Genomic DNA, 21,982 nt, shown 5'->3' with positions numbered 1-21,982 from the left:
GCCGCGTCACTTCGCCACCACTTCCGGCACCCGGCCGGCCGGCGGCGTGTTGCGGCTGCGCTGGGTGCGCACGATGCCGTCGATGATGGTCATGCCGATGCCGGGGAGGTCGCCGAGCTGGACGCTCTCCAGGATGGTCTTGCCGGGCGAGTGCTGGGCCTTGTCCATGATGACGAAATCGGCGGAGCGGCCGACCTCGATCAGGCCGCAATCGAGCGCGCGCATCCGCGCGGTGTTGCCGGTCGCAAGGCAGAACGCGATCTCGGCCGGGAGGTCACCGAGCGAAGACAGCATCGAGACCATGCGCAGAATGCCGAGCGGCTGCACGCCGGAGCCGGCGGGCGCGTCGGTGCCGAGGATGACGCGGTGCAGGTCGCCCATCTCGCGCGCGATGCGCAGCGTGAACAGGGCCGAGCGCTCATTGCCGTTGTGAACGAGCTCGAGGCCGCGCTTGCAGCCCTCGCAGATGCAGCGGATCTGGTCGTCGGGGAGCGCCGTGTGGCCGCCATTGATGTGGCCGACCACGTCGGTGTCGGCCTCCAGCACCACGTCCTTGTCGATCAGGCCGGAGCCGGGGATCGAGGGGCCGCCGGTGTGGATCGTGCTCTGGATACCGTATTTGCGAGCCCAGCCGACCATCTTGCGCGCCGTCGGGCCGTCCTTGACGCCGCCGAGGCCGACCTCGCCGAGCAGCTTGACGCCGGCCGCGGCCAACTCCTTGAAATCCTCCTCGACCATCTCGCATTCGATCACCGGTGCGCCGGCGTGAACCTTCACGCCGCCCGGGCGCAGATTCCAGAATGCGCGCTGTGCGAAGATCGCCATCGCCTTCAGCCCGACGACGTCGCGCGGGCGGCCGGGCATGTGTACCTCGCCGGCGGAGATCATCGTGGTGACGCCGCCATGCAAATTGCTGTCGATCCAGCCGATCTGGTTCTGGCGCGGCGTCCAGTCGCCCGCGACGGGGTGGACATGGCTGTCGATCAGGCCGGGCGCGACCGTGGTGCCGTTGGCCTCGACGATGGTGGTCGCGCCTTCGGTGTTGAGGTCCTTGAAGCGGCCGATCGCAGTGATCTTGCCGTTCTCGGCGACGATGGTGTCGCCGTCCAGGATCGGCTTTTCCAGGGCGCCGGACAGGATCAGGCCAATATTCCGGATCACGAGCTTCGAGGGTCCGGTGGCCTGGGGGGCGTCATGCGCCATGGAAGGGGCTCCTTGTTCCTAACTGCAACGCTCGCGATCTTGGGCAGCCTTGACCCCGGGAGCAAGCAGGATTATTCATTAGTACACGAATGATCGTGTACAAACGACGCATAGCTGCCCGCCTCGGAACCGCATTGGAAGCGACAGGGAAGGTGAGATGAGCAATTTCAATCAGGAAAGCGTTTTGAGCGTCCACCACTGGACCGACACGCTGTTCTCTTTCAAGACCACCCGCAGCCCGACCTTCCGTTTCCGCAACGGCGAATTCACCATGATCGGGCTCAAGGTCGGCGAGAAGCCGCTGCTGCGGGCCTACAGCGTCGCCAGCGCCAATTACGAGGAAACGCTGGAGTTCTTCTCGATCAAGGTGCCGGACGGTCCGCTGACCTCGCGCCTCCAGCATCTGAAGGAAGGCGACGAGATCATCGTCAGCCGCAAGGCCACCGGCACGCTGGTGATCGACAATCTCGAAGAGGGCCGCAACCTCTACCTCATCGGCACCGGCACCGGCCTCGCACCGTTCCTGAGCGTGATCAAGGACCCCGAGACCTATGAGCGGTTCGAGAAGGTCGTGCTGCTGCACGGTTGCCGGCATGTGAAGGAGCTCGCCTATGGCGAGATGATCACCGAGACGCTGCCGAAGGACGAATTGATCGGCGAGTACATCCGCGATCAGCTGATCTACTATCCGACCGTGACCCGCGATCCCTTCCGCAACCGCGGCCGCATCACCGACCTCATCACCACGGGCAAGCTGTTCGCCGATATCGGCCTGCCGCCGCTGGAAGCCGCCCATGACCGGGTCATGATTTGCGGCAGCCCGGCATTGGTCGCTGACACCCGCGTGCTGCTGGGCGAGCGTGGCCTCATTGAGGGCAATCACGGCGAGCCGGCCCAATTCGTGGTCGAAAAGGCCTTTGCCGAGCGCTGATCGCGGATTTTTCGCGCAATAAGACCGTATTTCCGCCGTTCGGCGGGCGTTGCGGCGCCGATTCCGTGCGCGATACACTGTGGGAACGAATCAGCGGAGTTCCCACATGGTTGCGGACAGCGACAGCAACATCGCCTGGCACCGGGTCCAGTTGAAGAAGAACCGCGCCGAGTTGAAGGCGCTCGAGACCGCGCGCTTCACGATGGGCGAGATCGCGTCTTCGAAGCGGAATGGGGAGACCCAGAAGACGATCGCGGAACTCAAGCGCAAGATCGCGCAGTCCGAGCGCGTGATCGCCGATCACGACAAGCGCACGCGCCGCCCCCTCGGCACCGATCTGCAAAGCCTCGCCAACGGTAGCTGGAGCCATTGGGACGCCTACACCAATCAGCAGCGCAAGACCGGTCAGCGCTCGCCGGGACGCGGATAGGCTCTCTTCTCTTCGCGCGGTTCCCGCCCTTGCGCGTCGCCGCGTACACACCATCTGGTTGAGGCGCCACCAACCAATACGGTGATCCCATGACACCGCGCCTCGATTTCACCAGCGAGGCCTTCTTCCGCGATCCGCCCAAGGCGATCGCGGCACTGCGCGCGTCCGGCCCCGTGATCGCGACGCGATTTCCTCTGGTCGGCGATGTCTGGGTCACCACGACCCATGACGCCACGGCGCAAGTCCTGAAGGACGGCACCACCTTCACGCTGCGCAAGGGGGACGGCAAAGTCGCCGGCCTGCGCTGGTGGATGCCAAAACTGGTCACCACCATCGCCAATAACATGCTGACGATGGACGAGCCTGATCACACGAGGCTGCGCAGCATCGTCGACGAGGCTTTTCGCCGCCGCGCGATCGTGGCGATGGAGCCACGTATTCGCGCCATCGCCGACGGCCTGGCGAACGACCTGTTTGCCGATGGCAGCCCCGCCGACCTCGTCCAGCGTTACGCCCGCATCCTGCCGGTGTCGGTGATCTGCGAATTGCTGGGCCTGCCTGCGGCCGATCGTCCGCGATTCATCGCCTGGGCCAACAAGATGTCGTCGCTGACGAATGTCGTCAGCTTCTTCCGCCTGCTGCTCGCGTTTCGCAAGATGCGCGCCTATCTCGAACACCAGTTGCAGGTCGCACGCGTGCAGGGCGGCGAGGGCCTGATTGCCGAGCTGGTTCAGGTCGAGCGAGAGGGCGGCCAGATCACGCCGGACGAAATGGTGTCGATGGTGTTCCTGCTGCTCGCGGCAGGATCGGAGACCACGACGCATCTGATCAGCGGCTCGGTCTACGAGCTCCTCAGAAATCCGGGCTTGCGCGATTGGCTGGAGCAAGACCGGAGCCGCGTCGGGCTCGCTGTCGAGGAGTTTTTGCGCTTCGTGTCACCGGTGCAGTTTTCCAAGCCGCGCTATGTGCGGCGGGATATCGAGCTTGCGGGCGTGCCGCTGAAAAAGGGCGATCGCGTCATGGTCATGCTCGCCGCGGCGAACGTGGATCCGGCGGTGCATGACCAGCCCGAGCGGCCCGACCTCGCGCGCAAGCCGAACCGCCACATCTCGTTCGGAACGGGAATTCACTTCTGTCTCGGCCATCAGCTCGCACGCATCGAGGCGGCCTGTGCGCTGGAGGCGCTGTTTGCGCGATGGCCGAAGCTCGGTCTCGCCGTCGATCCCGCGCAAATCCACTGGCGCAAGCGGCCGGGCATGCGTGCCATCGCGGAGTTGCCGGTCGTTGCGGTGGACAGTCAGCCCGTCGATTTCCGTGACGCCACGACATCGCGCTCCCAGCCGAACACGGATCGGCCGTCGAGATCGGGCGAGGCTTCACGCTCTCCGGCGATGTAGGCCTCGACCGACGGACCGCTGGCAGTCCGCTCCAGCCGCCGCGCCTGGTCGTCAAGGCGCCTGATCGCCTGCATCTCCTCCTCGCGTCCGAGCTTGGCGTTCTGGATCGCGCCCTTCAGCACGCGGATGGTCTCGTCATAGACTTTGATCGGGACGGGGTAGGGATGCCGGTCCTTGCCGCCGTGGGCGAGCGAGAAGCGCGCGGGATCGTGGAAGCGATAGGGCGCGCCATGCACGACCTCGGCGACCATCGCCAGCGAGCGCACGGTGCGCGCGCCGACGCCGGGCGTCAGCAGCAATTCCGGAAAATCGACCGGGCCGCGTTCGGCCGCTGCGGCGAGAGTGCCATGGAGCCGGCGCGCGAACACGTCCTTGGGCCTGATATCATGATGCGCGGGCATGATCAGATGCGGCAGCATCGCCTGCGCCGGCTCGGGCGCAGTGCCGGTGAGCCGCTCGAATTCAGTGAGGATGCGATCGGGGCCGAGACCGCTCAACAGCTCGAGCTGCGCGGCGCGCGAGACATCGGCGCGGTGATCGGTGAGATTGACGATCTCGCCCTGCTGCGGGCCGTCGATCGCGCTGTGCGGCGTGTCGACAAAACTCTTCAATGCTTCCGAATGCCAGTGATAGCGGCGGGCCTGCCGTTTGTCGCCGTTCATGCCTTGCTGCACCACGGTCCACTTGGCGTCTGCAGTGACGAAGAAGCCGTGCAGGTAAAGGTCAAAACCGTCCTGGACCGCGGCGCTGTCGACCTTTGCGACCAGGCGACTGGCCCGCGTGAGGCTCGCACCGTCGAAGCCGACGCGATCGCCGAGCTGCAACAGCTCGTCAGGCGTCTTGCGCGAATGCTGGCCGCGGCCGCCGCAGACATAGATGCCGAGCTCGTCCTGGAGCGGGCCTAGCCCGCGCTTCAGGGCGCCGATCACGGAGGTCGTGATGCCCGAGGAATGCCAGTCCATCCCCATCACGGCGCCGAATGACTGGAACCAGAACGGATGCGACAGCCGCTGGAGGAAGGCGTCGCGTCCATAATGATGCACGATCGCCTGTGTGACGATCGCGCCCAGTGACGACATGCGGCTCGCAAGCCATGGCGGAACCCGCCCGGTGTGGAGAGGAAGATCGGCGCCGCCGGTACGTCGAGTCATGATCGACGCAAATTAGCGCAGTTCGGCGACGGTTGCATCGAGGGAATACTGTATTGGGCCGGGCGGGAGGACACGTCACCCAAGTCGGCACCCAAGTCCGCGAGCTACTCGCGCGCCGCCTTGGTTGCGCCGCGCAGGCCCGCTTGCTGCTGGATCGTGTCCAGCGCGCCGGACGACTGCTCGTCCGTCACGAAGCGGTTGAGCAGGGGAAGGGCATCCTCACGCCCCTTGGGGATCGCAATGGCCATATGCTCGGCGCCCCAATTGCCGTCGAGGATTCTCGCGCCCGGCATCTGGTCGGACATCTCGAACAACGTCGGCTTGTTGGTGGCGTAAAGGTCGATCTCGCCGCGGCCGAACATGGCGATGGCGACCTTGACGCTTTCCGCGGGAACGATGGTCGCGCTCCTGAACTTCGCCGGCAATGTCCGTTCTGAGGTCGACCCTTTGGTGACGCCGATCTTCACACCCGGTCTGTCGATGTCCTCGATCTTGCCGATCGGCGAGTTCGCCGGGACGAGATAGCCGAGCTCGATCGCCAGCACGGGCTGGCTGAAGCTGACCTCGTTGGCGCGGGCCGGCGTGGCGTTGGTCACGGTGAAATCGACCTGGCCGTCGTGGATCGCGGTGACGATGTCGGCGACGCGCTGAAACCTGACATAGTCGACGCCAACGCCGAGCCTTTTGGCCAGTTCGCCGCCGAGATCGTAGGCGAGGCCATGCGGCTTGCCGGCCGCATCCGTCACCATCGAGGTCGGGCTGCCCGGATAGATGCCGACACGCAAGCTGCCGCTCGGCGCCAGCAGTTTTGCTACGCCATCGGCGCGCGCGGGCGCGCCGAGCAGGCCGGTCATTGCAAATGCGAGCAGGGCGGTGGGGACAAGTCGCCGGGAAGAGGTCCTCATGTGGCGAGCCTCACTGCGCACGGATGTCGGCGGCCTTCAGCACCGGCTCCCATTTGGTCGCCTCGGCGTGCATGTAGGCTTCAAAGTCCTTGGCAGAGGAGCCGACCGGCGCCGCGCCGATCTTGCCCAGCGTCGACAGCACGTTCGCATCCTGCAGCGCCGCCTTCAGATCGGTCTCTAGCTTCGCCACGATCTCCGGCGGCATCTTGGCAGGTCCAAGAACGCCCCACCAGACCGAGACGTCGTAGCCGGGGACGCCGGATTCCGCGATAGTTGGCACATTCGGCAGCGCCTTGGAGCGTTCGGCCGAGGTCACCGCCAGCGCCCGCACCGGGCCGCCTTCTAGCTGGCCAATCGCTTCCGCGAGCGGATTGATGCTGAGCGGAATCTCGCCAGCGATGACGGCGGTCAGCGCCGGTGCGCCGCCTTTGTAGGGGATCGCGACGATCTTGCTGCCGGACATGTATTTGAGCAGCTCGCCGGCGAGATGCGCCGAGGTGCCGTTGCCGGACATGCCGTAGGAGAGCTTGTCCGGCTCCTTCTTTGCGGCGGCGAGGAGATCGCCGAGCGTCTTGTAGGGGCTGTCCTTGGCGACGACGATTGCGAGCGGCGACGAGGCGACCTCGGTGATCGCGGTGAAGTCCCGGAACGTGTCGTAGGGCACGCTCGGATAGATGAACTGGTTGAGCGGATGGCCGCTCGCGACCAGAATCAGCGTGTAGCCGTCGGGGGCGGCCTGCGTCAGCGCCTGCGAGGCGACGATGCCGCCGGCGCCGGGACGGTTGTCGATCACCGGCTGCTGGCCCCAGGTCTTCGCCAGCGCCTGGCCGAGCGTACGCGCAAGCACGTCGACGGCGCCGCCTGCCGCGTAGGGCACAAGGATATGGACCGGCTTGCTCGGGTAATTGTCGGCGGCCTGCGCGGCGCCGCCGAGCAGCAGGCCGGCACCCAGCATCAAACCGCCGATTGTCTTGTTCAAACCCAGCATTTTCCAGCACTCCTTGCGGGCTTTCGCATCCTGCCTCGGTGTTCCGAGCCGTCCGGACGCCGCCCATGGTTCTTGTTGACGAGACCTGATCTTTTGTACGATAGTACAAATCACATGGTACGCAAGCCCACCAGCAAGGAAACGGCCCGCAAGCCGAACATGCGCGAGGCGATCCTCGCCGCGGCCGAGGAGCTGTTCGCCACCAACGGCTTCAATGCCGTCTCGGTGCGCGACATCGCGCAGGCCGCCGGCGCCAATCCCGGCAGCGTCACCTATCATTTCAAGACCAAGGACGGCCTGCTGCTGGAGATCTACCAGCGCCATTGCGGGCCGATGAATTTGCGCCGTTCCGAGCTGCTCGCCGCAGCCAAGCGCGTGCGCGACCTCCAGGACCGGCTGGAGGCGATCGTGCGCGCCTATGTGGTGCCGGCCTTCACCTCGGGCAGCGATCTCGCCGGGGGCGGGGCGCGCTTCACGCGGCTGCGCGCCGTGATGTCCGCCGAAGGCAACGAGGTCGTGCGAAAAATCATCGCGCAGACCTTTGACGACACCAGCCATGCCTTCATCGACGCGATCCACGAGAGCCTGCCGCATATTCCGCGCACCGACATCGTCTGGCGCAGCCACTTCCTGCTCGGCGCACTCTATTACTCGCTGGTGACGCCGGATCGCGTCTCGCGCCTGTCGCGCGGCGAGGCCGACGGCAGCGATGCCGCCAGCGCCATCGAGCAGTTGGTGCAGGCCACCGTCGCCGCCTTCCAGGCGCCGGCGCTCGATCAGGCCGCGCCGGTACGGCGGCGGCCGGTCGTCAGCAGCAAGACTTGAAAGAAGCGATCTCGCTCGGCGGTTCACCTGATGACAACGATTTACACGCCGACCATTCCGCCGCCAGATCCGAACACGCGCACGCCGAAGTTCAAGCTGCCAAAGCTGTCCTGCGACGCGCATTGCCACATCTTCGGGCCCGGCGCGAAATACCCTTACGCGCCTGACCGTTCCTACACGCCGCCGGATGCGCCGCTCGAGGACTTTCGTGCGCTGCATGCCAAGCTCGGCGTCGAGCGGGCCGTCATCGTCAATGCCAGCGTGCACGGCACCGACAACACGGTCGCGCTCGATGCGATCGCGCAGAGCAATGGCGCCTATCGCGCGGTCGCCAATATCGACGACAGTATCACCGAGCGTGGCCTCCAGGTGCTGCACGAGGGCGGCTTCCGCGGCTGCCGCTTCAATTTCGTGCGCCATCTCGGCGGCGTCCCAGACAAGGGCGTATTCAACCGCGTCATCGCGATGGTCGCGCCGCTCGGCTGGCACATCGATCTGCATTTCGATGCGATCGATCTGCCCGAATATGCCGACATGCTGGCCAAGCTGCCGCTGAGCTACACCATCGACCATATGGGACGGGTGAAGGCGTCCGAGGGGCTCGACCAGCTTCCGTTCAAGATCCTGATCGAGATGATGCAGCGCGACGAGAAATGCTGGGTGAAGATCTGCGGCTCGGAGCGGGTGTCCTCGGCCGGACCGCCGTTCACGGACGCGGTGCCGTTCGCGCGCAAGATCGTCGAGACCGCGCCCGACCGTGTCATCTGGGGCACCGACTGGCCGCATCCCAACGTCAAGGTGATGCCGAATGACGGCGACCTCGTCGACCTGATCCCGCTGTTCGCGCCGGAGCCGGAATTCCAGCAGAAGATCCTCGTCGATAATCCCGCGCGTCTGTTCGAGTTCGACACATGACGGTGCTCGCGATCGATACGTTGCTTATCAAGGAAAGAGGGGAGTAGTCCCATGAAGACAGGTCTCGTGATCACCGCCCATCCCGGCGATTTCGTCTGGCGCGCTGGCGGTGCCATCGCGCTGCATGCGAAGAAGGGTTATCGCATGAAGATCGTCTGCATGTCCTTTGGCGAGCGCGGCGAGAGCCAGTTCGCCTGGAAGGAGAAAGGCGCGACGCTGGAGTCGGTCAAGGCCGGCCGCAAGGACGAGGCGGAGCGGGCGGCGAAGCTGCTTGGCGCCGAGATCGAGTTCTTCGACTGCGGCGACTATCCGCTGAAGCTCACCGAGGCGCATTTCGACCGCATGGTCGACATCTACCGCGAGCTCAATCCGAGCTTCGTGCTGACGCACGCGCTGGAAGACCCCTACAATTTCGACCATCCCAACGCGGCGCATTTCGCACAGGAGACCCGCGTGGTCGCGCAGGCGATGGGCCACAAGCCCGGCGCGCAGTACAAATATTCGGCGCCCCCGGTGTTCCTGTTCGAGCCGCACCAGCCCGAGCAGTGCAACTACAAGCCGGACCTGCTCCTCAAGATCGACGAGGTCTGGAAGGAGAAGTACGAGGCGTTCCAGATCCTCGCCGCGCAAAAACATCTCTGGGGCTATTACGAGCGCGTCGCGCTCAACCGCGGCATCCAGGGCAGCCGCAACACCGGCGTGCCCATGACCTATGGCGAGGCCTATCAGCGCCTGTTCCCGACGGTTGCGGAGGAACTGGCATGAAGCCCGTCGTCGTTCGCAACATCAGGCGCGCCGATCCCGCCGGAATGGCAGAGTACGGCGTCTCGACCGTGCACGAGGCCTATGGCCGCCTCGGCCTGATGAAGCCTTACTTGCGGCCTGTCTGGGCAGGTGCCTCGATTGCCGGCCCCGCCGTCACCGTGCTGGCACAGCCCGGCGACAACTGGATGATCCATGTCGCGGTCGAGCAGTGCAGGAAGGGCGACATCCTCGTCGTCGGCTGCACCACCGACAATACCGACGGCATGTTCGGCGAGCTGCTCGCGACGTCGCTTCAGGCGCGCGGCGTGCAGGGGCTGATCATCGACGCCGGCTGCCGCGACGTCAAAGCGCTGCACGAGATGAAGTTTCCGGTATGGTCGCGCGCCGTCTCGGCCAAGGGCACGGTCAAGGCGACGCTCGGCTCGGTCAACATTCCCGTGGTCTGTGCCGGGGTCAACGTCGATCCCGGCGATATCATCGTGGCCGATGACGACGGCGTCGTCGTGGTGCCCAAGCGCTATGCCTCTGAGGTCGCCGAAAAGGCGAAGAAGCGCAACGCGGACGAGGGCGGCAAGCGCAAGCGGCTGACCTCGGGTGAGCTCGGCCTTGACATGTACAACATGCGCGAGGCGCTGGCGAAAGCCGGGCTCGTCTATGTCGACAATCCCGAGGACGTCTAAGGCAATCAGCGGAGCGGGTGGATGGATCGTCTCAAGTTGAAGGCTGTGCTCGGCAGTCACCCTCACGTGCAGGCGGTGAAGAGCGGCGAGCTCCGCTCCGACCTCTTCGACCTCGACTTCATCGCGTACACGCCGACCAACACGGCTTTCAAGCCGATGGTGCGGGAGCAGGCGTTCGACGTCTGCGAGATGGCGATCGTCACCTATCTGATGGCGAAGGCGCATGGCAAGCCGCTGGTGCTGCTACCGGCGACCATGCTCGGCCGCTTTCAGCATTCCTACGCGCTCTACAACCCTGCAAGGGGAGTGCTCGGGCCATCCGATCTCGAAGGCAAGCGCGTTGGCATCCGCTCGTTCACGACGACGACCGGCGCCTGGATCAGGGGCATTCTCGCCAACGACTACGGTGTCAATCTCGACAAGATCCGCTGGATCACCTTCGAGGATCCGCACGTTGCCGAATATGTCGACAGCACCGAGCGTGCGCCGAAGGACAAGAAGATCTTGCAGATGCTGATCGATGGCGAGCTCGACGCCCTCCTCGGCGAGACCTCTGATCATCCTACGTTGAGGCCGCTATTCTCCGATCCTGCCGCAGAGGCTGCCAAATGGTACACCCGTCGTGGCGTCGTCCCGGTCAATCATCTCGTGGTCGTGACCGAGCAGCTTGCAAGATCGCGCCCCGATGTGGTTGCGGGCGTCTATGATCTCCTGAAGCGGAACAAGGCGCAGGTGGGACCCGCGGCGACGCCCGACCTCGTTCCGTTCGGGATCGAGGCGAACAGAAAACCGTTGGAGCTGATCGTCGACTACGCATTCCAGCAGGCGCTGATCCCGCGCCGCTATGCGGTCGAGGAGCTGTTCGACGAGACGACACGAGGATTGAATTGATGGCAGGTGATCCCAGGCGCTGGCAGATCGGGCTCGTCGGCTACGGCGAGGTCGGCAGGATCCTGGCTGAGGATTTGCGGCAGCAGGATATCCAGGTAGCCGCTTACGACATCAAGCTCGGAGGCGAGCACGGCGCTCCGCTGAAGGAGCATGCGGCGAAGTTCGGCGTGACGCTGGCCGTGTCTCACGCCGAGCTGACCGCGAAATCCGATTTCATCATCTCCGCGGTCACGGCGAGCCAGGCCGTGCCTGTTGCAAAAGCCTGCGCGGCTGCGATCAACCAGGGCACCTGGTTCCTCGATTTCAATTCGGCCTCGCCGGGTGCCAAGCAGCGCGCCGCCGCTCTGATCGACGCTGCAGGACGCTATGTCGAGGGCGCGGTGATGACCTCGGTGCCGCCTTATCGTATCAAGGTGCCGCTGCTGCTCGGCGGTCCCGGCGCGAGGGAGCTGGAGCCGCTGCTGAACGCGATTGGCTTTGCGGCCAAGGTTGCGAGCGACAAGCTCGGCGTGTCCTCGGCGGTGAAGATGTGCCGCAGCATCATGATCAAGGGCCTGGAGGCCATGGTCATCGAGAGCTTTACCACCGCGCGCGCCTATGGCGTCGAGGATGCGGTGCTGGCCTCGCTCGCTGAAACCTTTCCCGCGATCGACTGGGAGAAGCAGGGCGCCTATTGCTTCCAGCGCGTGATCGAGCACGGCCGTCGCCGTGCCGAGGAGGTGCGTGAAGTCGCGGAGACCGTGCGCGAGGTCGGGCTCACGCCATGGTCGGCGCAGGGCACCGCCGAGCGCCAGGCCTGGGTTGCCGATCTCGCTGACGAGGGGCTGTTCGGCATCAAGGGGACGAAGGAATTTGCCCGCAGCGCCGATTGGCGCACCGAGGCGGATCGCATTCTGGCGAAGATCAAGCGCTGAGATCCAGCGCGCATTCAGCTCAAGACTCTGCTGCCGCCGCGTAGTCCGAGAGTTCGTCGCGCGCGAGCTCGATCAGGCTCATCAGGCTCGTGGCTTCGCGGACGACTTCCGTGGTGCGCTCGGTGCGGAACTCGGTGAGAATCGTGCGAATGCATTTGTCGGCGGTATCGAGCGTCAACAGCGCGCGGGCCATGTCGTCCTGCGTGTGGATTGCCGATATGTCGATGCCCGACAGGACTTCGCCGATGCCGGTCAGTCGCTTGATGGCCATCTCGGCGGGCGTGTTGGCCCGAATGGAATGGTAATCGATGCTGCTGAATGCGCTGAACATTCGATACTTCCCCGGAGAACGCAGATGTCAGTGCGTGTCTTAGTATGATCTCCTTGGCCCGTCGTGCAATGCGCGTATTTACGGTCAGGGATTCTACCGGATTGGGGAGTGAGGAAAGCTAGCGGTATAATCGAACGGAAAAGATCCGATCATTAGCTGCGCTTCCCGACAATCTTACCGTCGCATGCGACGAGCTTGCCTTCCTTGTACACGGTGCGCCCTTGCGGCACGCCGACAACGGCTTCAGGAATATGCTCGGCATTCAGTGTCACGAAATCGGCCTTGGCGCCGACGCGCAGGCCATAGCCTTCGAGCCGCAGCGCCTTTGCGCCGGATACGGTGACGACATCGAACGCGACGCGCAGTTCTTCGTCGATATTGAAGCCCGAGCGATAGCCGAGCGTCGTGGCCCGGCGCAGCATGTCGCCGTCGCCATAGGGCCACCAGGAATCGCGGATGTTGTCGTTGCCGCTGAAGACGGTGACGCCGGCATTGCGCAGGGCCAGGATCGGCGGGAAGGGCCGGGCGCCTGGCGCATTGGTCATGATCGCGACGCCCGAGCGGGCGAGGGTGTCGGCGATCTTCTTGAGCTGATCCATGGGGATGTCGCCGAGCCCGTAAGCATGGCTGACGGCAACGCGTCCCGCCATGCCGAGCGCGCGCGTCCGCGCCGCGATCTGCTCGATTTCGAATGCGCCCAGCGTGCCCATGTCATGCAGATGGATGTCGACGTCGACGCCGTGCTTGCCGGCGACACCGAACACGACGTCGAGATGCTTCTCGATGTCGCGATCGAAGCTCGCGGGATCGAGCCCGCCGACGAGATCGGAGCCGAGCCCGATGGCCTCGTCCAGCAATTGCGGCGTGCCCGGGCTCATCAGGATGCCGCTCTGGGGGAAGGCGACGAGCTGGATGTCGATCAGGCCCTTGTATTCCTCGCGCACGCGCAAAATCGTCTCGAGCGATTTCAGGCCGACCGAGCCGTCGACCATGACGTGGCTGCGCATCTGCGTGGTGCCGTGGCCGATGCAGAGATCGAGCTGGTTGCGTGCGCGCACATCCATCGGCGCTGATACGGCCATGTTCTGGGCCTGGAAGGCGACGCGCTCATGCACGTCGAACCCGTTGGTGCATGGCTTGTGCGGACGCCAGGCGTCGCCATAGAAGCTGGTGTCGAGATGGATGTGGCCTTCGACGAAGCCGGGAACGACGAGGACGTTGCCGAGGTCGATGGTCTCGTTTGCGGCGGGACGTTCATCGACGGGCGTGATCGCGGCGATGCGGCCGTCCGCGACGGCGATGTGATGCCGGGCTCCGCCGTCGAAGCGCGCGTTCAGGAAGATCGTGTCGAAGGCCATCCGGTTGCTCCGTTGGTCGATTGCGATGATCATCGCGCAAGCCGCGGGTCGGGCGCAAGGCGCGGAAAGTCGGTCAGCCCGGCCCGAACAAGGTGGGCCGCTGCCGCTCAAACGTCTGGCGGCCGCTCTTGAAGCCCATCACGATATCCGGCAGCTCGGCGATGGCGAAGCGGCTGTCCTGGGTTTCGAGCACGACGAGATCGGCGGGGTTGCCGACCTTGATGCCGTAATCGCCAAGGTTCATCAGCCGCGCCGGCAGTTCGGTCACGAGATCGAGGCAGGTATCGAAGTCGCTGACCGAAGCGTGCGCGACGTTGGCGTAGAAATTTGCCATCCGCAGCAGCGAGGCGTCGCCGAACGGCGTGAACGGGTTGAGCACATTGTTGGTCGCGACCGAACACAGCACGCCGTCGCCGGCGAGCTTGTGCGCAAGCGTCAGCCCGCGCGGCACGTTGTGGGTGGCTTCGCGGCCCATCAGATAAAGATCGGTTGCGGGCAGCACGGTGACGGCAACGCCTGATTTCGCCAGCTGCGCGGTGGCCGCCTTCATCCGCTCCGGCGGCAGTGCCGAGAGTTTTGTCGCATGGCCGATCGCCACGCGTCCTCCGTAGTTGCGCCGCTCGGTCTGGCGGCAGACCTCGTCGAGGTGCCACCAGGAGGGGTCGAGGTCGAAATCGAGATGGAGGTCGACGTCGACGTCGAATTCCTGCGCGAGATCGAAGATGCGTTCGAGATGCGCGTTCGGGTCGGTGTCCATATAGGGACAGCCGCCGATTGCTTCGCCGCCATCGCGCAGCGCCTGCACCAGCAGCTCATCGCTGCCGGGGTCGTTGGTCAGGCCTTCCTGCGGGAAGACACAGAGCGACAGGTCGATGGCCCAGGCATAGTCGCGCTTCAGCGCCTTGACCGCCTCGAAGCCGCGCAAGGCAATGCGGGGGTCGATCTCGACATGGGTCCGCATGCGCGTCGTGCCGTGCACGATGGCGCGCTCGAGCACTTTTGCGCCGCGCGCGTAGACGTCCTCGACCGTGAAATCCTTTTTCATCCCGGCCACGGCGCGGATCGCGTCCGAGACGCTGCCGTGATTGTGCCCGCAGCGGCCGAGCAGGCAGGCCTTGTCGAGATGGATGTGGGTGTCGACGAACCCGGGCAGGGCGAGGCGCCCGCCGACATCGACCTCGACGGCCTCGCAGGCAAGCTGCGGCTCGATCGCGGCGATGCGGCCGCCCTTCACGCCGATATCGACGGGTGCGGCGGATGATCGCAACAGCGTGTTGCGGAAGATCAGGTCAAGGGCGGGTTGGGCGGTCATGGCGTCGGATTCAGCTGTGGTAGCCTAGCGGAAGCTGGGGAAGCGGGCAGCTCCAGATTGTGTGCAGTTATGCCACCAAATTGTTCAAAAAATGTGCATACACTTTGGGGCGTGAATTGTAGAATGCCGCCACCTCGGAGAGCCCACCATGTCTGTCCCCGCAAAAGCCGAACGCCCGATGACCGACGCCGAGATCGTGGAGGCCTATCTCACGGCCTCGATGATACCCGATCCCGATGCCGCCGCGGCCTATATGAAGCCGGGTACGGTGATCACGTTTACCGGCGGGCGCGAGTTCGATCATCCGCGCGGCCCGACCGGCTTCAATGCGAACCGCTATCGCTGGGTCAAGAAGAAGATGGACCGGTTCGACGTCTGTCCGGGCACGGACGAGACCATCGTCTACAGCGTCGGCATGCTCTATGGCGAGTGGATGGACGGCACGCCGTTCGAGGGCAATCGCTATGTCGACCGCTTCGTCGTGCGGGGCGGACAGATCGTGAAGATGGACGTCTGGAACGATAGCGCAGAGCGGATTTTGGTCCAGCGCGGGATCGAGGCTTAACACGCGCATGATCCGGAAAAGTGTGCAGCGGTTTTCCGATAAGATCATGCGCAAACGAAAAGCTAAAGCGCAATTCGCTGCGCTTTAGCGACGAGCCACTTTCGGCAGCTTGACGACGCGGTCGCTCGTCACCTCGTCCGCATAGGGCGCGAGGATATCGAGCAGATCGCGGCCACGCTGCGGGGTGGGGGCCACCAATGCACGATTGGCCACGGAATCCAGATGATGGTGCATCAGTTCCATCACCTTGGCTTCGTCGCCCTTGGCGAGCGATGCGATGATGGCGCGGTGCTCGTTGATCGCGCATTCGGTGGAATGCGGTCGGCTGTAGAGTGACAGCGTCAGGCAGCAGCGATAGGCGACCTCGCTGACATAGCGCACCAGGATCGGGCTGTTCGTCATGTGCGCGAGCAGGATGTGGAATTCGGTGGCGAGCCGGATCGAAACTGCATCCGTGCCGCCGCGTGCGCGGTCCTCGGCATCGACATGGGCATTCAGCTCGGCGATCTGGCTCTTGCTTAGCTTGCCCGCGAGCTGGCGGACGACAAGGCCCTCGAGTTGGATGCGGATGTCGAAGGCATCGCGCGCCTCCTGCCAGCTCGGCGTTGCCACCACCGCGATCCGGTTGCGGCGGAGCTCGACGAGGCCTTCGGCAGCAAGCTGTCCCAGCGCATGGCGCGCAATGGTGCGGCTGACGCCGAAACGTTCGCCCAGCGCATCCTCGGGCAGCTTTGCACCGGGCTCCAGCGCCTGCTCGATGATCGCGCGCCTGAGTGCGCGGCAGATCACGCCGACCTTGTCCGATGATTCAGACGTCTTGCTGGTGGTGCGCGCCGCCATCGGCGAATCCTTGCGGGGAGGGTCGAAACCTCTCTTTAGCACAGGCTTTGTCCAATCCAGCGCTCCAATTGCATGCAGTTTGGCAGCCGAATTGCCTAAATCGAATCCGGCCATCCGGCGGGGAGTTTGGCCAAATCATTGATTTTGCGAGGACGACCGACTGGCACCCAGCTTGCATGCACTTTGCCTGTGATGCGCATGCAACCCAACGCCCAATTTGACGGCCAGCCCGTTCCCGAAGGCTCCGGCCCGACCGCCATTGAGCTGTCCGAGGCCACCGTGACCTTCGGGCGCGGCGACCGCGCCGTGCCCGCTCTGTCGAAGACGACGTTGCGGATCGCCGACGGCGAGTTTGTCGCACTGGTCGGCCCGTCCGGATGCGGCAAATCGACCATTTTGCGTCTCGTCAGCGGCCTGGTGCAGCCGACCAGCGGCGTCGTCATCGTCGGCGGCCGCGAGGTCGCGGCGCGGGCGCTGCGGGTCGGCATGGCCTTTCAGAACCCGACCATGCTGCCGTGGATGACGATCGAGCGGAACATCATGTTGCCGCTGAAGATCGTCGAGCCGTTCCGCTCGAACTTCCGCAAGCTGCGTAAGACCGAGTTTCGCGACAAGGCCAATGCGCTGCTGGAGCAGGTCGGCCTTAGGGGATTTGGCAGTCGCTATCCCTGGCAGCTATCCGGCGGCATGCTCCAGCGCGCCAATCTCTGCCGCGCGCTGATCCACGAGCCGCGCATGTTGCTGCTGGATGAGCCGTTCGGCGCGCTGGACCAGTTTACCCGCGAGGAGCTGTGGGCGATCCTCCAGAACCTCTGGATGACGCACAAGCCGACCGTGCTGCTGGTGACGCACGATTTGCGCGAGGCCGGTTTCCTCGCCAGCCGCATCTGCGTGATGAGCGCGCGTCCCGGCCGCATCCTCGATGACAGCCGTGTGGAGTTCGCGCGGCCGCGCACCGTCGCCATGACCTTCGAGCCGGATTTCGTCGCGCTGAACCAGAAGCTGCGCGCCTTTATCGAGGACGCGCGCAGCGCGGCCCAACAGGGGACAGGCTGATGTTCGGGATCGATGTCAGGCAGAAGGCGTGGTCGGCCGGGCTGATAGTGCTGTTCTTTGTCGCCTGGGAGCTGTTCTGCCTGATGACCGGCATGTCCGACCTGGTGCTGCCACGGCCGTCGCAGGTTTTTGTCACGCTGTTCCAGCGCTTCCCGGTGCTGTGGCCGCACATCGTGCAGACGCTCGCGACCACCATGTTCGGCTTCGTCCTCGGCGTTGCGCTTGGGGTCGCCCTCGGCGCCATCATCGGCGTCTCCAAGACAGCCTATGACACCTGCTATCCGCTGCTGATCGGCTTCTCTTCGATCCCCAAGGTCGCGGTGGTGCCGATCTTTGTGCTGTGGTTCGGCTCCGGCACGGTGCCGGCGGTGCTGACCGCGTTGTCGATCTGCTTCTTCCCGATTGTCGTCAATATCGCCACGGGCCTTGCGACCACCGAGCCCGAGCTCGAGGACGTATTGAAGGCGCTCGGCGCCAGCAAGTTCGACATCCTCTGGAACGTCGGTCTGCCCAGGACCATGCCGTTCTTCTTCGCCTCGCTGAAGGTCGCGATCTCCTACGCCTTCGTCGGTGCGGTGCTGTCGGAGACGGTCGCCTCCAACCGAGGCATCGGCAACGTCATGATGACCGCGTCCTCGAATTTCAACGTGCCGCTGGTGTTCGCCGGCCTGTTCGTGCTCGCCGGCCTCGGTGTCGCGCTCTACGCGGTGTTCTCGCTGATCGAAGGGCGCGTCACCGGCTGGGCCACGCGCAAGAACGACGTGATCGCCACCTGAAATCTTGAACCGTCATGCAACGAAGCTTGAGGAGATCTCGATGTTGAGAAAAGTAACTGTCGCGCTGCTGGGATTGGCCCTGTCCGCGGGCGCTGCCACGGCCGAGGACACCACGATCAAGTTCACGCTGGGCTGGAAGACGCAAGGCAGCGATGCGGCATTCTTCTACGCCAAGGACAACGGCTATTTCAAAGAGGAAGGCCTCAACGTCGTCATCGACCAGGGCGAAGGCTCCGGCGCCACCGTCACGCGCGTGATGTCGGGGGCCTATGACGCCGGCTTCGGCGACGTCAACGCCATCATCCAGAACGCCTCGACCAAGCCGCAGGAGGCGCCCGTCATGGTCTATATGATGTGGAACCAGCCGCCGTTCGCGATCGTCGCCAAGAAGACCAGCGGCATCAACACCATCAAGGATTTTGAGGGCCACACGCTGGGCGGCGCGCAGGGCACGCCGACGACGCGCCTGTTGCCGGTGTTCACCCGCAAGAACGGGCTCGACGGCGAGAAGATCAAGATCTCCAACATGGCCCCGAACCTCCAGGAGCCGATGCTGATCAAGGGCGACATCGACGCCGCGCTCGTGTTCAACATCACCAGCTATTTCAACCTGGTGCTGAACCGCCAGGACCCGGACAAGGATTTCAAATGGTTCTCGTTCGGCGAGTACGGCCTCGACCTCTACTCCAACGGCGTGATGGTCTCGAAGAAGCTGATCGCGTCGAACCCGAAGGCCGTGGCCGGGCTCGTGCGCGCCATCAACAAGGGCGCGATCGCGGTGGCCAAGGACCAGAACGCCGGCATGAAGGCGGCGCTGAACTACGACAATCTGATCGACGTCGCCGTCGAGAAACGCCGGCTGCAATATTCCTTCGACAAGCTGATCGTCTCGCCCGAGATGAAGGAGATCGGCATCGGCGACATCAAGGACGACCGCATGACGCGCGCGATCGGCATTGTGGTGGAGGGCTATCAGCTCGCCCGCGCGCCGACACCCGCAGAGGTGTTCTCTCGCGAATTCCTGCCGCCGCGTGCGGAGCGGGAGCTGGTGTATACTGCCAACTGATCTTCACAGATCTTTGGAGAGACCGTCATGGCCACGGAGATTGCGGCAACCAGCCTGTTCCGTGGCCCTGATCTCGGTGTGACCGACAATGTCGTGCTGCGGTACGATAACGGTATCATCACCGACATTCTTGAAGGAGCGGGGCCTGCTGGCGGGCCTCGCTCCTTCGTCATTCCTGCCTTCGTCAACGCCCATGATCATGCCCGCGCGACCGCATCATCTTTCGGCGCGGTCGGCATGCCGCTCGAAAGCTGGATCCTGCGGACCGCGCTCGGCACGCCGGTCGATCCATATCTGACCGCGGCCTCTGCACTGGCCCGTTCCGCCAAGGCTGGTTGCGCGGCGATGATGGTGCACTACACCCGCCCAAGCGGGACGATGCCGTTGCTCGATGAAGCCAAGGCGATTGCGAGGGCGGCATCCGATGTCGGCATCCACGTGGCATTTGCCCTCGCGGTGCGAGACCAGAATCCGATCGTTTATGGCGATGCCGAGCCGATTCTCTCCGACCTCCCCAGTGACGACCGCAAGACCATCGAAGACCTCTTTGTCCGCGCGCCGATGTCTCCGAAGGCCTATATCGAGCTGACCGATGCGATTGCCGCCGCCATCTTCGGCCCGATGGTCGACGTGCAGCTTGGACCCGCCGGCGTGCAATGGTGCTCGAAGCCGCTGCTGGAGGCGGTCGCCGAGAACTCGGCGCAGACGGGCCGCCGCATTCACATGCATCTGCTGGAGACCGTCTATCAGCGCGCCTGGGCCGACCAAAACTTTCCGGACATGGTGCGTTGGCTGCGCGATATCGGCTTCCTCTCGGAGCGGCTGACGCTGGCGCACTGCATCCACGCCCGTCCCGATGAGCTGGAGATGATCGCGGCCTCCGGCGCGCGCATCGTCACCAATTTCAGCTCGAACATGCATCTGCGCTCGGGGCTCGCCCCGATCGCCGCCGCACACAAATGTGGCTGCGCCATCGCGGTCGGCGTCGACGGGTTGGCGCTGGACGAGGACGACGACATCCTGCGCGAGATGCGGCTGGTGCAGATGGCCCATGGCGGCCTCGGCTTCAGGGCGACCTGGACGCCGGCCGAGATGTTCGCGCTTGCTGTCCGCAACGGGCGTCGTGCCACCGGCGCGCCCGGGAGCGGCGGGCTCGTCGCAGGCAATCCCGCCGATTTCGTCGTGATCGACCTCGACCGGCTGGACCGAGATCAGATCATGCCCGTCGACCCCATGGCGCTTCTGTTCGCGCGGGGCAATGCGTCGCTGGTGAAGGAGGTCGTCGTCGCCGGCAAGACGATCGCGAAGGACGGGGCCTGCATGGGCGTTGACCTGCCGGCCATCGAGCAGGAGTTGCGGGCGATGTACCGCGTCAATGTCGGCAAGCTCGGAAGTTTTCAGCGCATGTGGCCGTCCCTATCGGAGCGCGTCTCCGGTTGGTTCGAGCAGCAGCTCACTTGCGAGTAGGAGGCGACCAGGGAAACGCCCGCCTGACGATCGGGCGAGCGCTTCCAATGGCACGAATGCCGTCGTTACTGCAATGCCTTGAGCTTGGTGTTCTTGCCGTCGACCACCTCGAAAACGACATAGCGAGGCTGCATCTGGCCGTTCGGCAGGAATTGGACGTCGCCGAACACGGTGCCCTTGACGGGCTTGCCGCGGATCGCCTCTGCCACGGTCTTGCGATCGAGCGACTTGGTCTGTTCGACCGCCTGCGCCCACACCTGCACGGCGGCGGCGCCGAGCGCGGCGCTCTTGTCCGGATCAACGCCGTAGGCCTTCTTGTAGGCCGCGACGAACGCTACGCTCTCCGGCTGCGTCGTGAACGGCGGCAGATCGGGGAAAAAGATGTCGGCCGATATCACGCCGTTGTTGGCGTCGCCGGCGACCTTGTACACGGTGCTCAGCATGATGCCGACGGCGCCGACGAAGGTGGATTTTATGCCGGCCTGGCGATACTGGTCGACCAGCGCGGGAAGGCCTGAGGAATTCGACGAACTAGTGACGATGACGGCGTCTGGATTGGCGCCCTTGATATTGGTCAGCTGGACGCGGAAGTCGGTGTCCTTGAACGCGAACTTTTCGGTCATGATGACTTCGCCCGAAAAGTTCATCTTCTTGAACTCGGCCTCGACGGCGGTCTGAAAGCCGTTGCCATAGACGTCGTTCTGGGTGAGGAACGCGATTTTCTTCGCCTTCATCGTCTGGGCGACGTATTTTGCGATGACTTCCGCGTCGAAGCCGTTCGAGCTGTTGATGCGCATCGCGTAAGGGTTCGTCTCGCCGCTGAGGATCAGATCCGACTTCGAGACCGCGGTGAAGTCGAGAATGTTGCCGCGGGCAAGAATCGGCTGCATCGCCAATGTGACCGGTGAGTTCCAGCCTTCGATGACGATGTCCGCCTTCTCGGCAACCATCTCGTTGGCGCGGCTGACGCCGACCGCGGGCGTGCTCTCGTCGTCCTTGGAGATCACCGTCAGCTTGCGGCCGAGCAGGCCGCCCTTGTCGTTGATCTGTTGGACCATCAGCTTGACGGCGTTGGTCACGGTCTGGCCATCAGGGCCGGCGCCGCCGCTGAGCGGAAAGATGGTGCCGACCTTGATGTCCTGCGCCACGGCTGGCACAGATGCGAGACCCAACAATAGCGCGAGAGCCAGTTTCGTCTTGTGCATGCGCTTCCTCC

23 protein-coding genes are annotated in these 21,982 nt (G+C 64.5%); 14 read left to right on the top strand and 9 right to left on the bottom strand.

Translation table 11 applies throughout. The features are described 5' to 3' along the window. Nucleotides 1-6 precede the first annotated feature (6 nt). Nucleotides 7-1,203: an amidohydrolase family protein gene (locus tag AB7Z56_RS26985; RefSeq protein WP_441256537.1), complete on the bottom strand. Its 1,197-nt coding sequence runs from the start codon at nucleotides 1,201-1,203 to the stop codon at nucleotides 7-9. A gap of 157 nt (nucleotides 1,204-1,360) precedes the next feature. Between AB7Z56_RS26985 and AB7Z56_RS26980 the strand changes: the two genes are divergently transcribed. The 3 genes from AB7Z56_RS26980 to AB7Z56_RS26970 all read left to right on the top strand — a co-directional run bounded on the left by AB7Z56_RS26980 (nucleotide 1,361) and on the right by AB7Z56_RS26970 (nucleotide 3,961). Further along, nucleotides 1,361-2,134: a ferredoxin--NADP reductase gene (locus tag AB7Z56_RS26980; RefSeq protein WP_085404801.1), complete on the top strand. Its 774-nt coding sequence runs from the start codon at nucleotides 1,361-1,363 to the stop codon at nucleotides 2,132-2,134. Between the two features lie 106 nt (nucleotides 2,135-2,240). After that, nucleotides 2,241-2,564 carry a hypothetical protein gene (locus AB7Z56_RS26975; RefSeq protein WP_441256536.1) on the top strand — a complete coding sequence of 108 codons (324 nt, stop codon included), beginning with the start codon at nucleotides 2,241-2,243 and terminating at the stop codon, nucleotides 2,562-2,564. An 89-nt stretch (nucleotides 2,565-2,653) separates the two neighbouring features. Beyond that, nucleotides 2,654-3,961, top strand: coding sequence for a cytochrome P450 family protein (locus AB7Z56_RS26970; protein ID WP_441256535.1), 1,308 nt, complete (start codon nucleotides 2,654-2,656; stop codon nucleotides 3,959-3,961). Here AB7Z56_RS26970 and AB7Z56_RS26965 read toward each other — a convergent pair. The 3 genes from AB7Z56_RS26965 to AB7Z56_RS26955 all read right to left on the bottom strand — a co-directional run bounded on the left by AB7Z56_RS26965 (nucleotide 3,862) and on the right by AB7Z56_RS26955 (nucleotide 7,005). Beyond that, the gene (locus AB7Z56_RS26965) at nucleotides 3,862-5,112 is read right to left on the bottom strand and encodes a DUF763 domain-containing protein (protein WP_441256534.1); all 1,251 of its coding nucleotides are present in this window, start codon (nucleotides 5,110-5,112) and stop codon (nucleotides 3,862-3,864) included. The genes AB7Z56_RS26970 and AB7Z56_RS26965 overlap by 100 nt on opposite strands. Before the next feature lie 104 nt (nucleotides 5,113-5,216). Beyond that, a complete protein-coding gene (locus AB7Z56_RS26960; RefSeq protein ID WP_441256533.1) occupies nucleotides 5,217-6,017 on the bottom strand; it encodes an ABC transporter substrate-binding protein in 801 nt (266 codons plus the stop codon). A 10-nt stretch (nucleotides 6,018-6,027) separates the two neighbouring features. Continuing rightward, nucleotides 6,028-7,005, bottom strand: coding sequence for a tripartite tricarboxylate transporter substrate binding protein (locus AB7Z56_RS26955; protein WP_441256532.1), 978 nt, complete (start codon nucleotides 7,003-7,005; stop codon nucleotides 6,028-6,030). Between the two features lie 114 nt (nucleotides 7,006-7,119). Between AB7Z56_RS26955 and AB7Z56_RS26950 the strand changes: the two genes are divergently transcribed. Genes AB7Z56_RS26950 through AB7Z56_RS26925 form a run of 6 tightly spaced genes read left to right on the top strand, consistent with a single transcriptional unit; the run spans nucleotide 7,120 to nucleotide 11,995 of the window. After that, nucleotides 7,120-7,830 carry a TetR/AcrR family transcriptional regulator gene (locus tag AB7Z56_RS26950; RefSeq protein WP_441256531.1) on the top strand — a complete coding sequence of 237 codons (711 nt, stop codon included), beginning with the start codon at nucleotides 7,120-7,122 and terminating at the stop codon, nucleotides 7,828-7,830. Between the two features lie 30 nt (nucleotides 7,831-7,860). Then, the gene (locus tag AB7Z56_RS26945) at nucleotides 7,861-8,745 is read left to right on the top strand and encodes an amidohydrolase family protein (protein ID WP_441256530.1); all 885 of its coding nucleotides are present in this window, start codon (nucleotides 7,861-7,863) and stop codon (nucleotides 8,743-8,745) included. Between the two features lie 51 nt (nucleotides 8,746-8,796). Continuing rightward, complete coding sequence (locus tag AB7Z56_RS26940; RefSeq protein WP_027517331.1) at nucleotides 8,797-9,510, top strand: PIG-L deacetylase family protein; 714 nt, start codon at nucleotides 8,797-8,799, stop codon at nucleotides 9,508-9,510. After that, nucleotides 9,507-10,190: a 4-carboxy-4-hydroxy-2-oxoadipate aldolase/oxaloacetate decarboxylase gene (locus AB7Z56_RS26935; protein ID WP_441256529.1), complete on the top strand. Its 684-nt coding sequence runs from the start codon at nucleotides 9,507-9,509 to the stop codon at nucleotides 10,188-10,190. Before AB7Z56_RS26940 ends, AB7Z56_RS26935 begins: the two co-directional genes overlap by 4 nt. Before the next feature lie 21 nt (nucleotides 10,191-10,211). Next, nucleotides 10,212-11,081 carry a hypothetical protein gene (locus AB7Z56_RS26930; RefSeq protein ID WP_441256528.1) on the top strand — a complete coding sequence of 290 codons (870 nt, stop codon included), beginning with the start codon at nucleotides 10,212-10,214 and terminating at the stop codon, nucleotides 11,079-11,081. Next, the gene (locus AB7Z56_RS26925) at nucleotides 11,081-11,995 is read left to right on the top strand and encodes a DUF1932 domain-containing protein (protein ID WP_441256527.1); all 915 of its coding nucleotides are present in this window, start codon (nucleotides 11,081-11,083) and stop codon (nucleotides 11,993-11,995) included. The genes AB7Z56_RS26930 and AB7Z56_RS26925 overlap by 1 nt, the downstream gene beginning before the upstream one ends. Before the next feature lie 19 nt (nucleotides 11,996-12,014). Here AB7Z56_RS26925 and AB7Z56_RS26920 read toward each other — a convergent pair whose 3' ends face one another. The 3 genes from AB7Z56_RS26920 to AB7Z56_RS26910 all read right to left on the bottom strand — a co-directional run bounded on the left by AB7Z56_RS26920 (nucleotide 12,015) and on the right by AB7Z56_RS26910 (nucleotide 14,996). Next, the gene (locus tag AB7Z56_RS26920; RefSeq protein ID WP_063983934.1) at nucleotides 12,015-12,326 is read right to left on the bottom strand and encodes a hypothetical protein; all 312 of its coding nucleotides are present in this window, start codon (nucleotides 12,324-12,326) and stop codon (nucleotides 12,015-12,017) included. 152 nt (nucleotides 12,327-12,478) lie between these two features. Continuing rightward, nucleotides 12,479-13,684: an amidohydrolase family protein gene (locus AB7Z56_RS26915; RefSeq protein WP_441256526.1), complete on the bottom strand. Its 1,206-nt coding sequence runs from the start codon at nucleotides 13,682-13,684 to the stop codon at nucleotides 12,479-12,481. A 73-nt stretch (nucleotides 13,685-13,757) separates the two neighbouring features. Next, nucleotides 13,758-14,996, bottom strand: coding sequence for an amidohydrolase family protein (locus AB7Z56_RS26910; RefSeq protein WP_441256525.1), 1,239 nt, complete (start codon nucleotides 14,994-14,996; stop codon nucleotides 13,758-13,760). 148 nt (nucleotides 14,997-15,144) lie between these two features. Here AB7Z56_RS26910 and AB7Z56_RS26905 point away from each other — a divergent pair, with 148 nt between their 5' ends. Further along, nucleotides 15,145-15,561, top strand: a complete 417-nt coding sequence (locus tag AB7Z56_RS26905; RefSeq protein WP_063983932.1) for a hypothetical protein — start codon at nucleotides 15,145-15,147, stop codon at nucleotides 15,559-15,561. An 84-nt stretch (nucleotides 15,562-15,645) separates the two neighbouring features. Here the strand turns inward: AB7Z56_RS26905 and AB7Z56_RS26900 are convergent, their stop codons facing one another. Beyond that, nucleotides 15,646-16,401 carry a GntR family transcriptional regulator gene (locus tag AB7Z56_RS26900; protein WP_231144594.1) on the bottom strand — a complete coding sequence of 252 codons (756 nt, stop codon included), beginning with the start codon at nucleotides 16,399-16,401 and terminating at the stop codon, nucleotides 15,646-15,648. Between the two features lie 198 nt (nucleotides 16,402-16,599). On the opposite strand from AB7Z56_RS26900, the gene AB7Z56_RS26895 reads away from it, so the two are divergent. The 4 genes from AB7Z56_RS26895 to AB7Z56_RS26880 are packed head-to-tail and all read left to right on the top strand — an operon-like array spanning nucleotide 16,600 to nucleotide 20,766. After that, complete coding sequence (locus AB7Z56_RS26895) at nucleotides 16,600-17,457, top strand: ABC transporter ATP-binding protein (RefSeq protein ID WP_063986446.1); 858 nt, start codon at nucleotides 16,600-16,602, stop codon at nucleotides 17,455-17,457. Beyond that, nucleotides 17,457-18,233 (top strand): ABC transporter permease, encoded by a 777-nt coding sequence (locus AB7Z56_RS26890; RefSeq protein ID WP_063983930.1) that lies wholly within the window; start codon nucleotides 17,457-17,459, stop codon nucleotides 18,231-18,233. The genes AB7Z56_RS26895 and AB7Z56_RS26890 overlap by 1 nt, the downstream gene beginning before the upstream one ends. Before the next feature lie 40 nt (nucleotides 18,234-18,273). After that, nucleotides 18,274-19,299, top strand: coding sequence for an ABC transporter substrate-binding protein (locus AB7Z56_RS26885; protein WP_028146640.1), 1,026 nt, complete (start codon nucleotides 18,274-18,276; stop codon nucleotides 19,297-19,299). Nucleotides 19,300-19,326: 27 nt separating this feature from the next. Then, nucleotides 19,327-20,766, top strand: coding sequence for an amidohydrolase family protein (locus AB7Z56_RS26880; RefSeq protein WP_441256524.1), 1,440 nt, complete (start codon nucleotides 19,327-19,329; stop codon nucleotides 20,764-20,766). A 65-nt stretch (nucleotides 20,767-20,831) separates the two neighbouring features. On the opposite strand, the gene AB7Z56_RS26875 is transcribed toward AB7Z56_RS26880, so the two are convergent. Continuing rightward, the gene (locus tag AB7Z56_RS26875; protein ID WP_166352383.1) at nucleotides 20,832-21,971 is read right to left on the bottom strand and encodes an ABC transporter substrate-binding protein; all 1,140 of its coding nucleotides are present in this window, start codon (nucleotides 21,969-21,971) and stop codon (nucleotides 20,832-20,834) included. Nucleotides 21,972-21,982 lie beyond the last annotated feature (11 nt).

The organism is Bradyrhizobium sp. 482_C4_N1_8, from assembly GCF_052075965.1.
GTDB classification, from domain to species: Bacteria; Pseudomonadota; Alphaproteobacteria; order Rhizobiales; family Xanthobacteraceae; genus Bradyrhizobium; species Bradyrhizobium barranii.
Note: the sequence above shows the minus strand (reverse complement) of the source record. Positions and strands in the feature narration are given on the sequence as shown.

Excerpts from the sequence above, each read along its gene's own strand:
- AB7Z56_RS26985 (WP_441256537.1), bottom strand. The coding sequence starts at position 1,203 with ATGGCGCATGACGCCCCCCAGGCCACCGGACCCTCGAAGCTCGTGATC.
- AB7Z56_RS26980 (WP_085404801.1), top strand. The coding sequence starts at position 1,361 with ATGAGCAATTTCAATCAGGAAAGCGTTTTGAGCGTCCACCACTGGACC.
- AB7Z56_RS26975 (WP_441256536.1), top strand. The coding sequence starts at position 2,241 with ATGGTTGCGGACAGCGACAGCAACATCGCCTGGCACCGGGTCCAGTTG.
- AB7Z56_RS26970 (WP_441256535.1), top strand. The coding sequence starts at position 2,654 with ATGACACCGCGCCTCGATTTCACCAGCGAGGCCTTCTTCCGCGATCCG.
- AB7Z56_RS26965 (WP_441256534.1), bottom strand. The coding sequence starts at position 5,112 with ATGACTCGACGTACCGGCGGCGCCGATCTTCCTCTCCACACCGGGCGG.
- AB7Z56_RS26960 (WP_441256533.1), bottom strand. The coding sequence starts at position 6,017 with ATGAGGACCTCTTCCCGGCGACTTGTCCCCACCGCCCTGCTCGCATTT.
- AB7Z56_RS26955 (WP_441256532.1), bottom strand. The coding sequence starts at position 7,005 with ATGCTGGGTTTGAACAAGACAATCGGCGGTTTGATGCTGGGTGCCGGC.
- AB7Z56_RS26950 (WP_441256531.1), top strand. The coding sequence starts at position 7,120 with ATGGTACGCAAGCCCACCAGCAAGGAAACGGCCCGCAAGCCGAACATG.
- AB7Z56_RS26945 (WP_441256530.1), top strand. The coding sequence starts at position 7,861 with ATGACAACGATTTACACGCCGACCATTCCGCCGCCAGATCCGAACACG.
- AB7Z56_RS26940 (WP_027517331.1), top strand. The coding sequence starts at position 8,797 with ATGAAGACAGGTCTCGTGATCACCGCCCATCCCGGCGATTTCGTCTGG.
- AB7Z56_RS26935 (WP_441256529.1), top strand. The coding sequence starts at position 9,507 with ATGAAGCCCGTCGTCGTTCGCAACATCAGGCGCGCCGATCCCGCCGGA.
- AB7Z56_RS26930 (WP_441256528.1), top strand. The coding sequence starts at position 10,212 with ATGGATCGTCTCAAGTTGAAGGCTGTGCTCGGCAGTCACCCTCACGTG.
- AB7Z56_RS26925 (WP_441256527.1), top strand. The coding sequence starts at position 11,081 with ATGGCAGGTGATCCCAGGCGCTGGCAGATCGGGCTCGTCGGCTACGGC.
- AB7Z56_RS26920 (WP_063983934.1), bottom strand. The coding sequence starts at position 12,326 with ATGTTCAGCGCATTCAGCAGCATCGATTACCATTCCATTCGGGCCAAC.
- AB7Z56_RS26915 (WP_441256526.1), bottom strand. The coding sequence starts at position 13,684 with ATGGCCTTCGACACGATCTTCCTGAACGCGCGCTTCGACGGCGGAGCC.
- AB7Z56_RS26910 (WP_441256525.1), bottom strand. The coding sequence starts at position 14,996 with ATGACCGCCCAACCCGCCCTTGACCTGATCTTCCGCAACACGCTGTTG.
- AB7Z56_RS26905 (WP_063983932.1), top strand. The coding sequence starts at position 15,145 with ATGTCTGTCCCCGCAAAAGCCGAACGCCCGATGACCGACGCCGAGATC.
- AB7Z56_RS26900 (WP_231144594.1), bottom strand. The coding sequence starts at position 16,401 with ATGGCGGCGCGCACCACCAGCAAGACGTCTGAATCATCGGACAAGGTC.
- AB7Z56_RS26895 (WP_063986446.1), top strand. The coding sequence starts at position 16,600 with ATGCAACCCAACGCCCAATTTGACGGCCAGCCCGTTCCCGAAGGCTCC.
- AB7Z56_RS26890 (WP_063983930.1), top strand. The coding sequence starts at position 17,457 with ATGTTCGGGATCGATGTCAGGCAGAAGGCGTGGTCGGCCGGGCTGATA.
- AB7Z56_RS26885 (WP_028146640.1), top strand. The coding sequence starts at position 18,274 with ATGTTGAGAAAAGTAACTGTCGCGCTGCTGGGATTGGCCCTGTCCGCG.
- AB7Z56_RS26880 (WP_441256524.1), top strand. The coding sequence starts at position 19,327 with ATGGCCACGGAGATTGCGGCAACCAGCCTGTTCCGTGGCCCTGATCTC.
- AB7Z56_RS26875 (WP_166352383.1), bottom strand. The coding sequence starts at position 21,971 with ATGCACAAGACGAAACTGGCTCTCGCGCTATTGTTGGGTCTCGCATCT.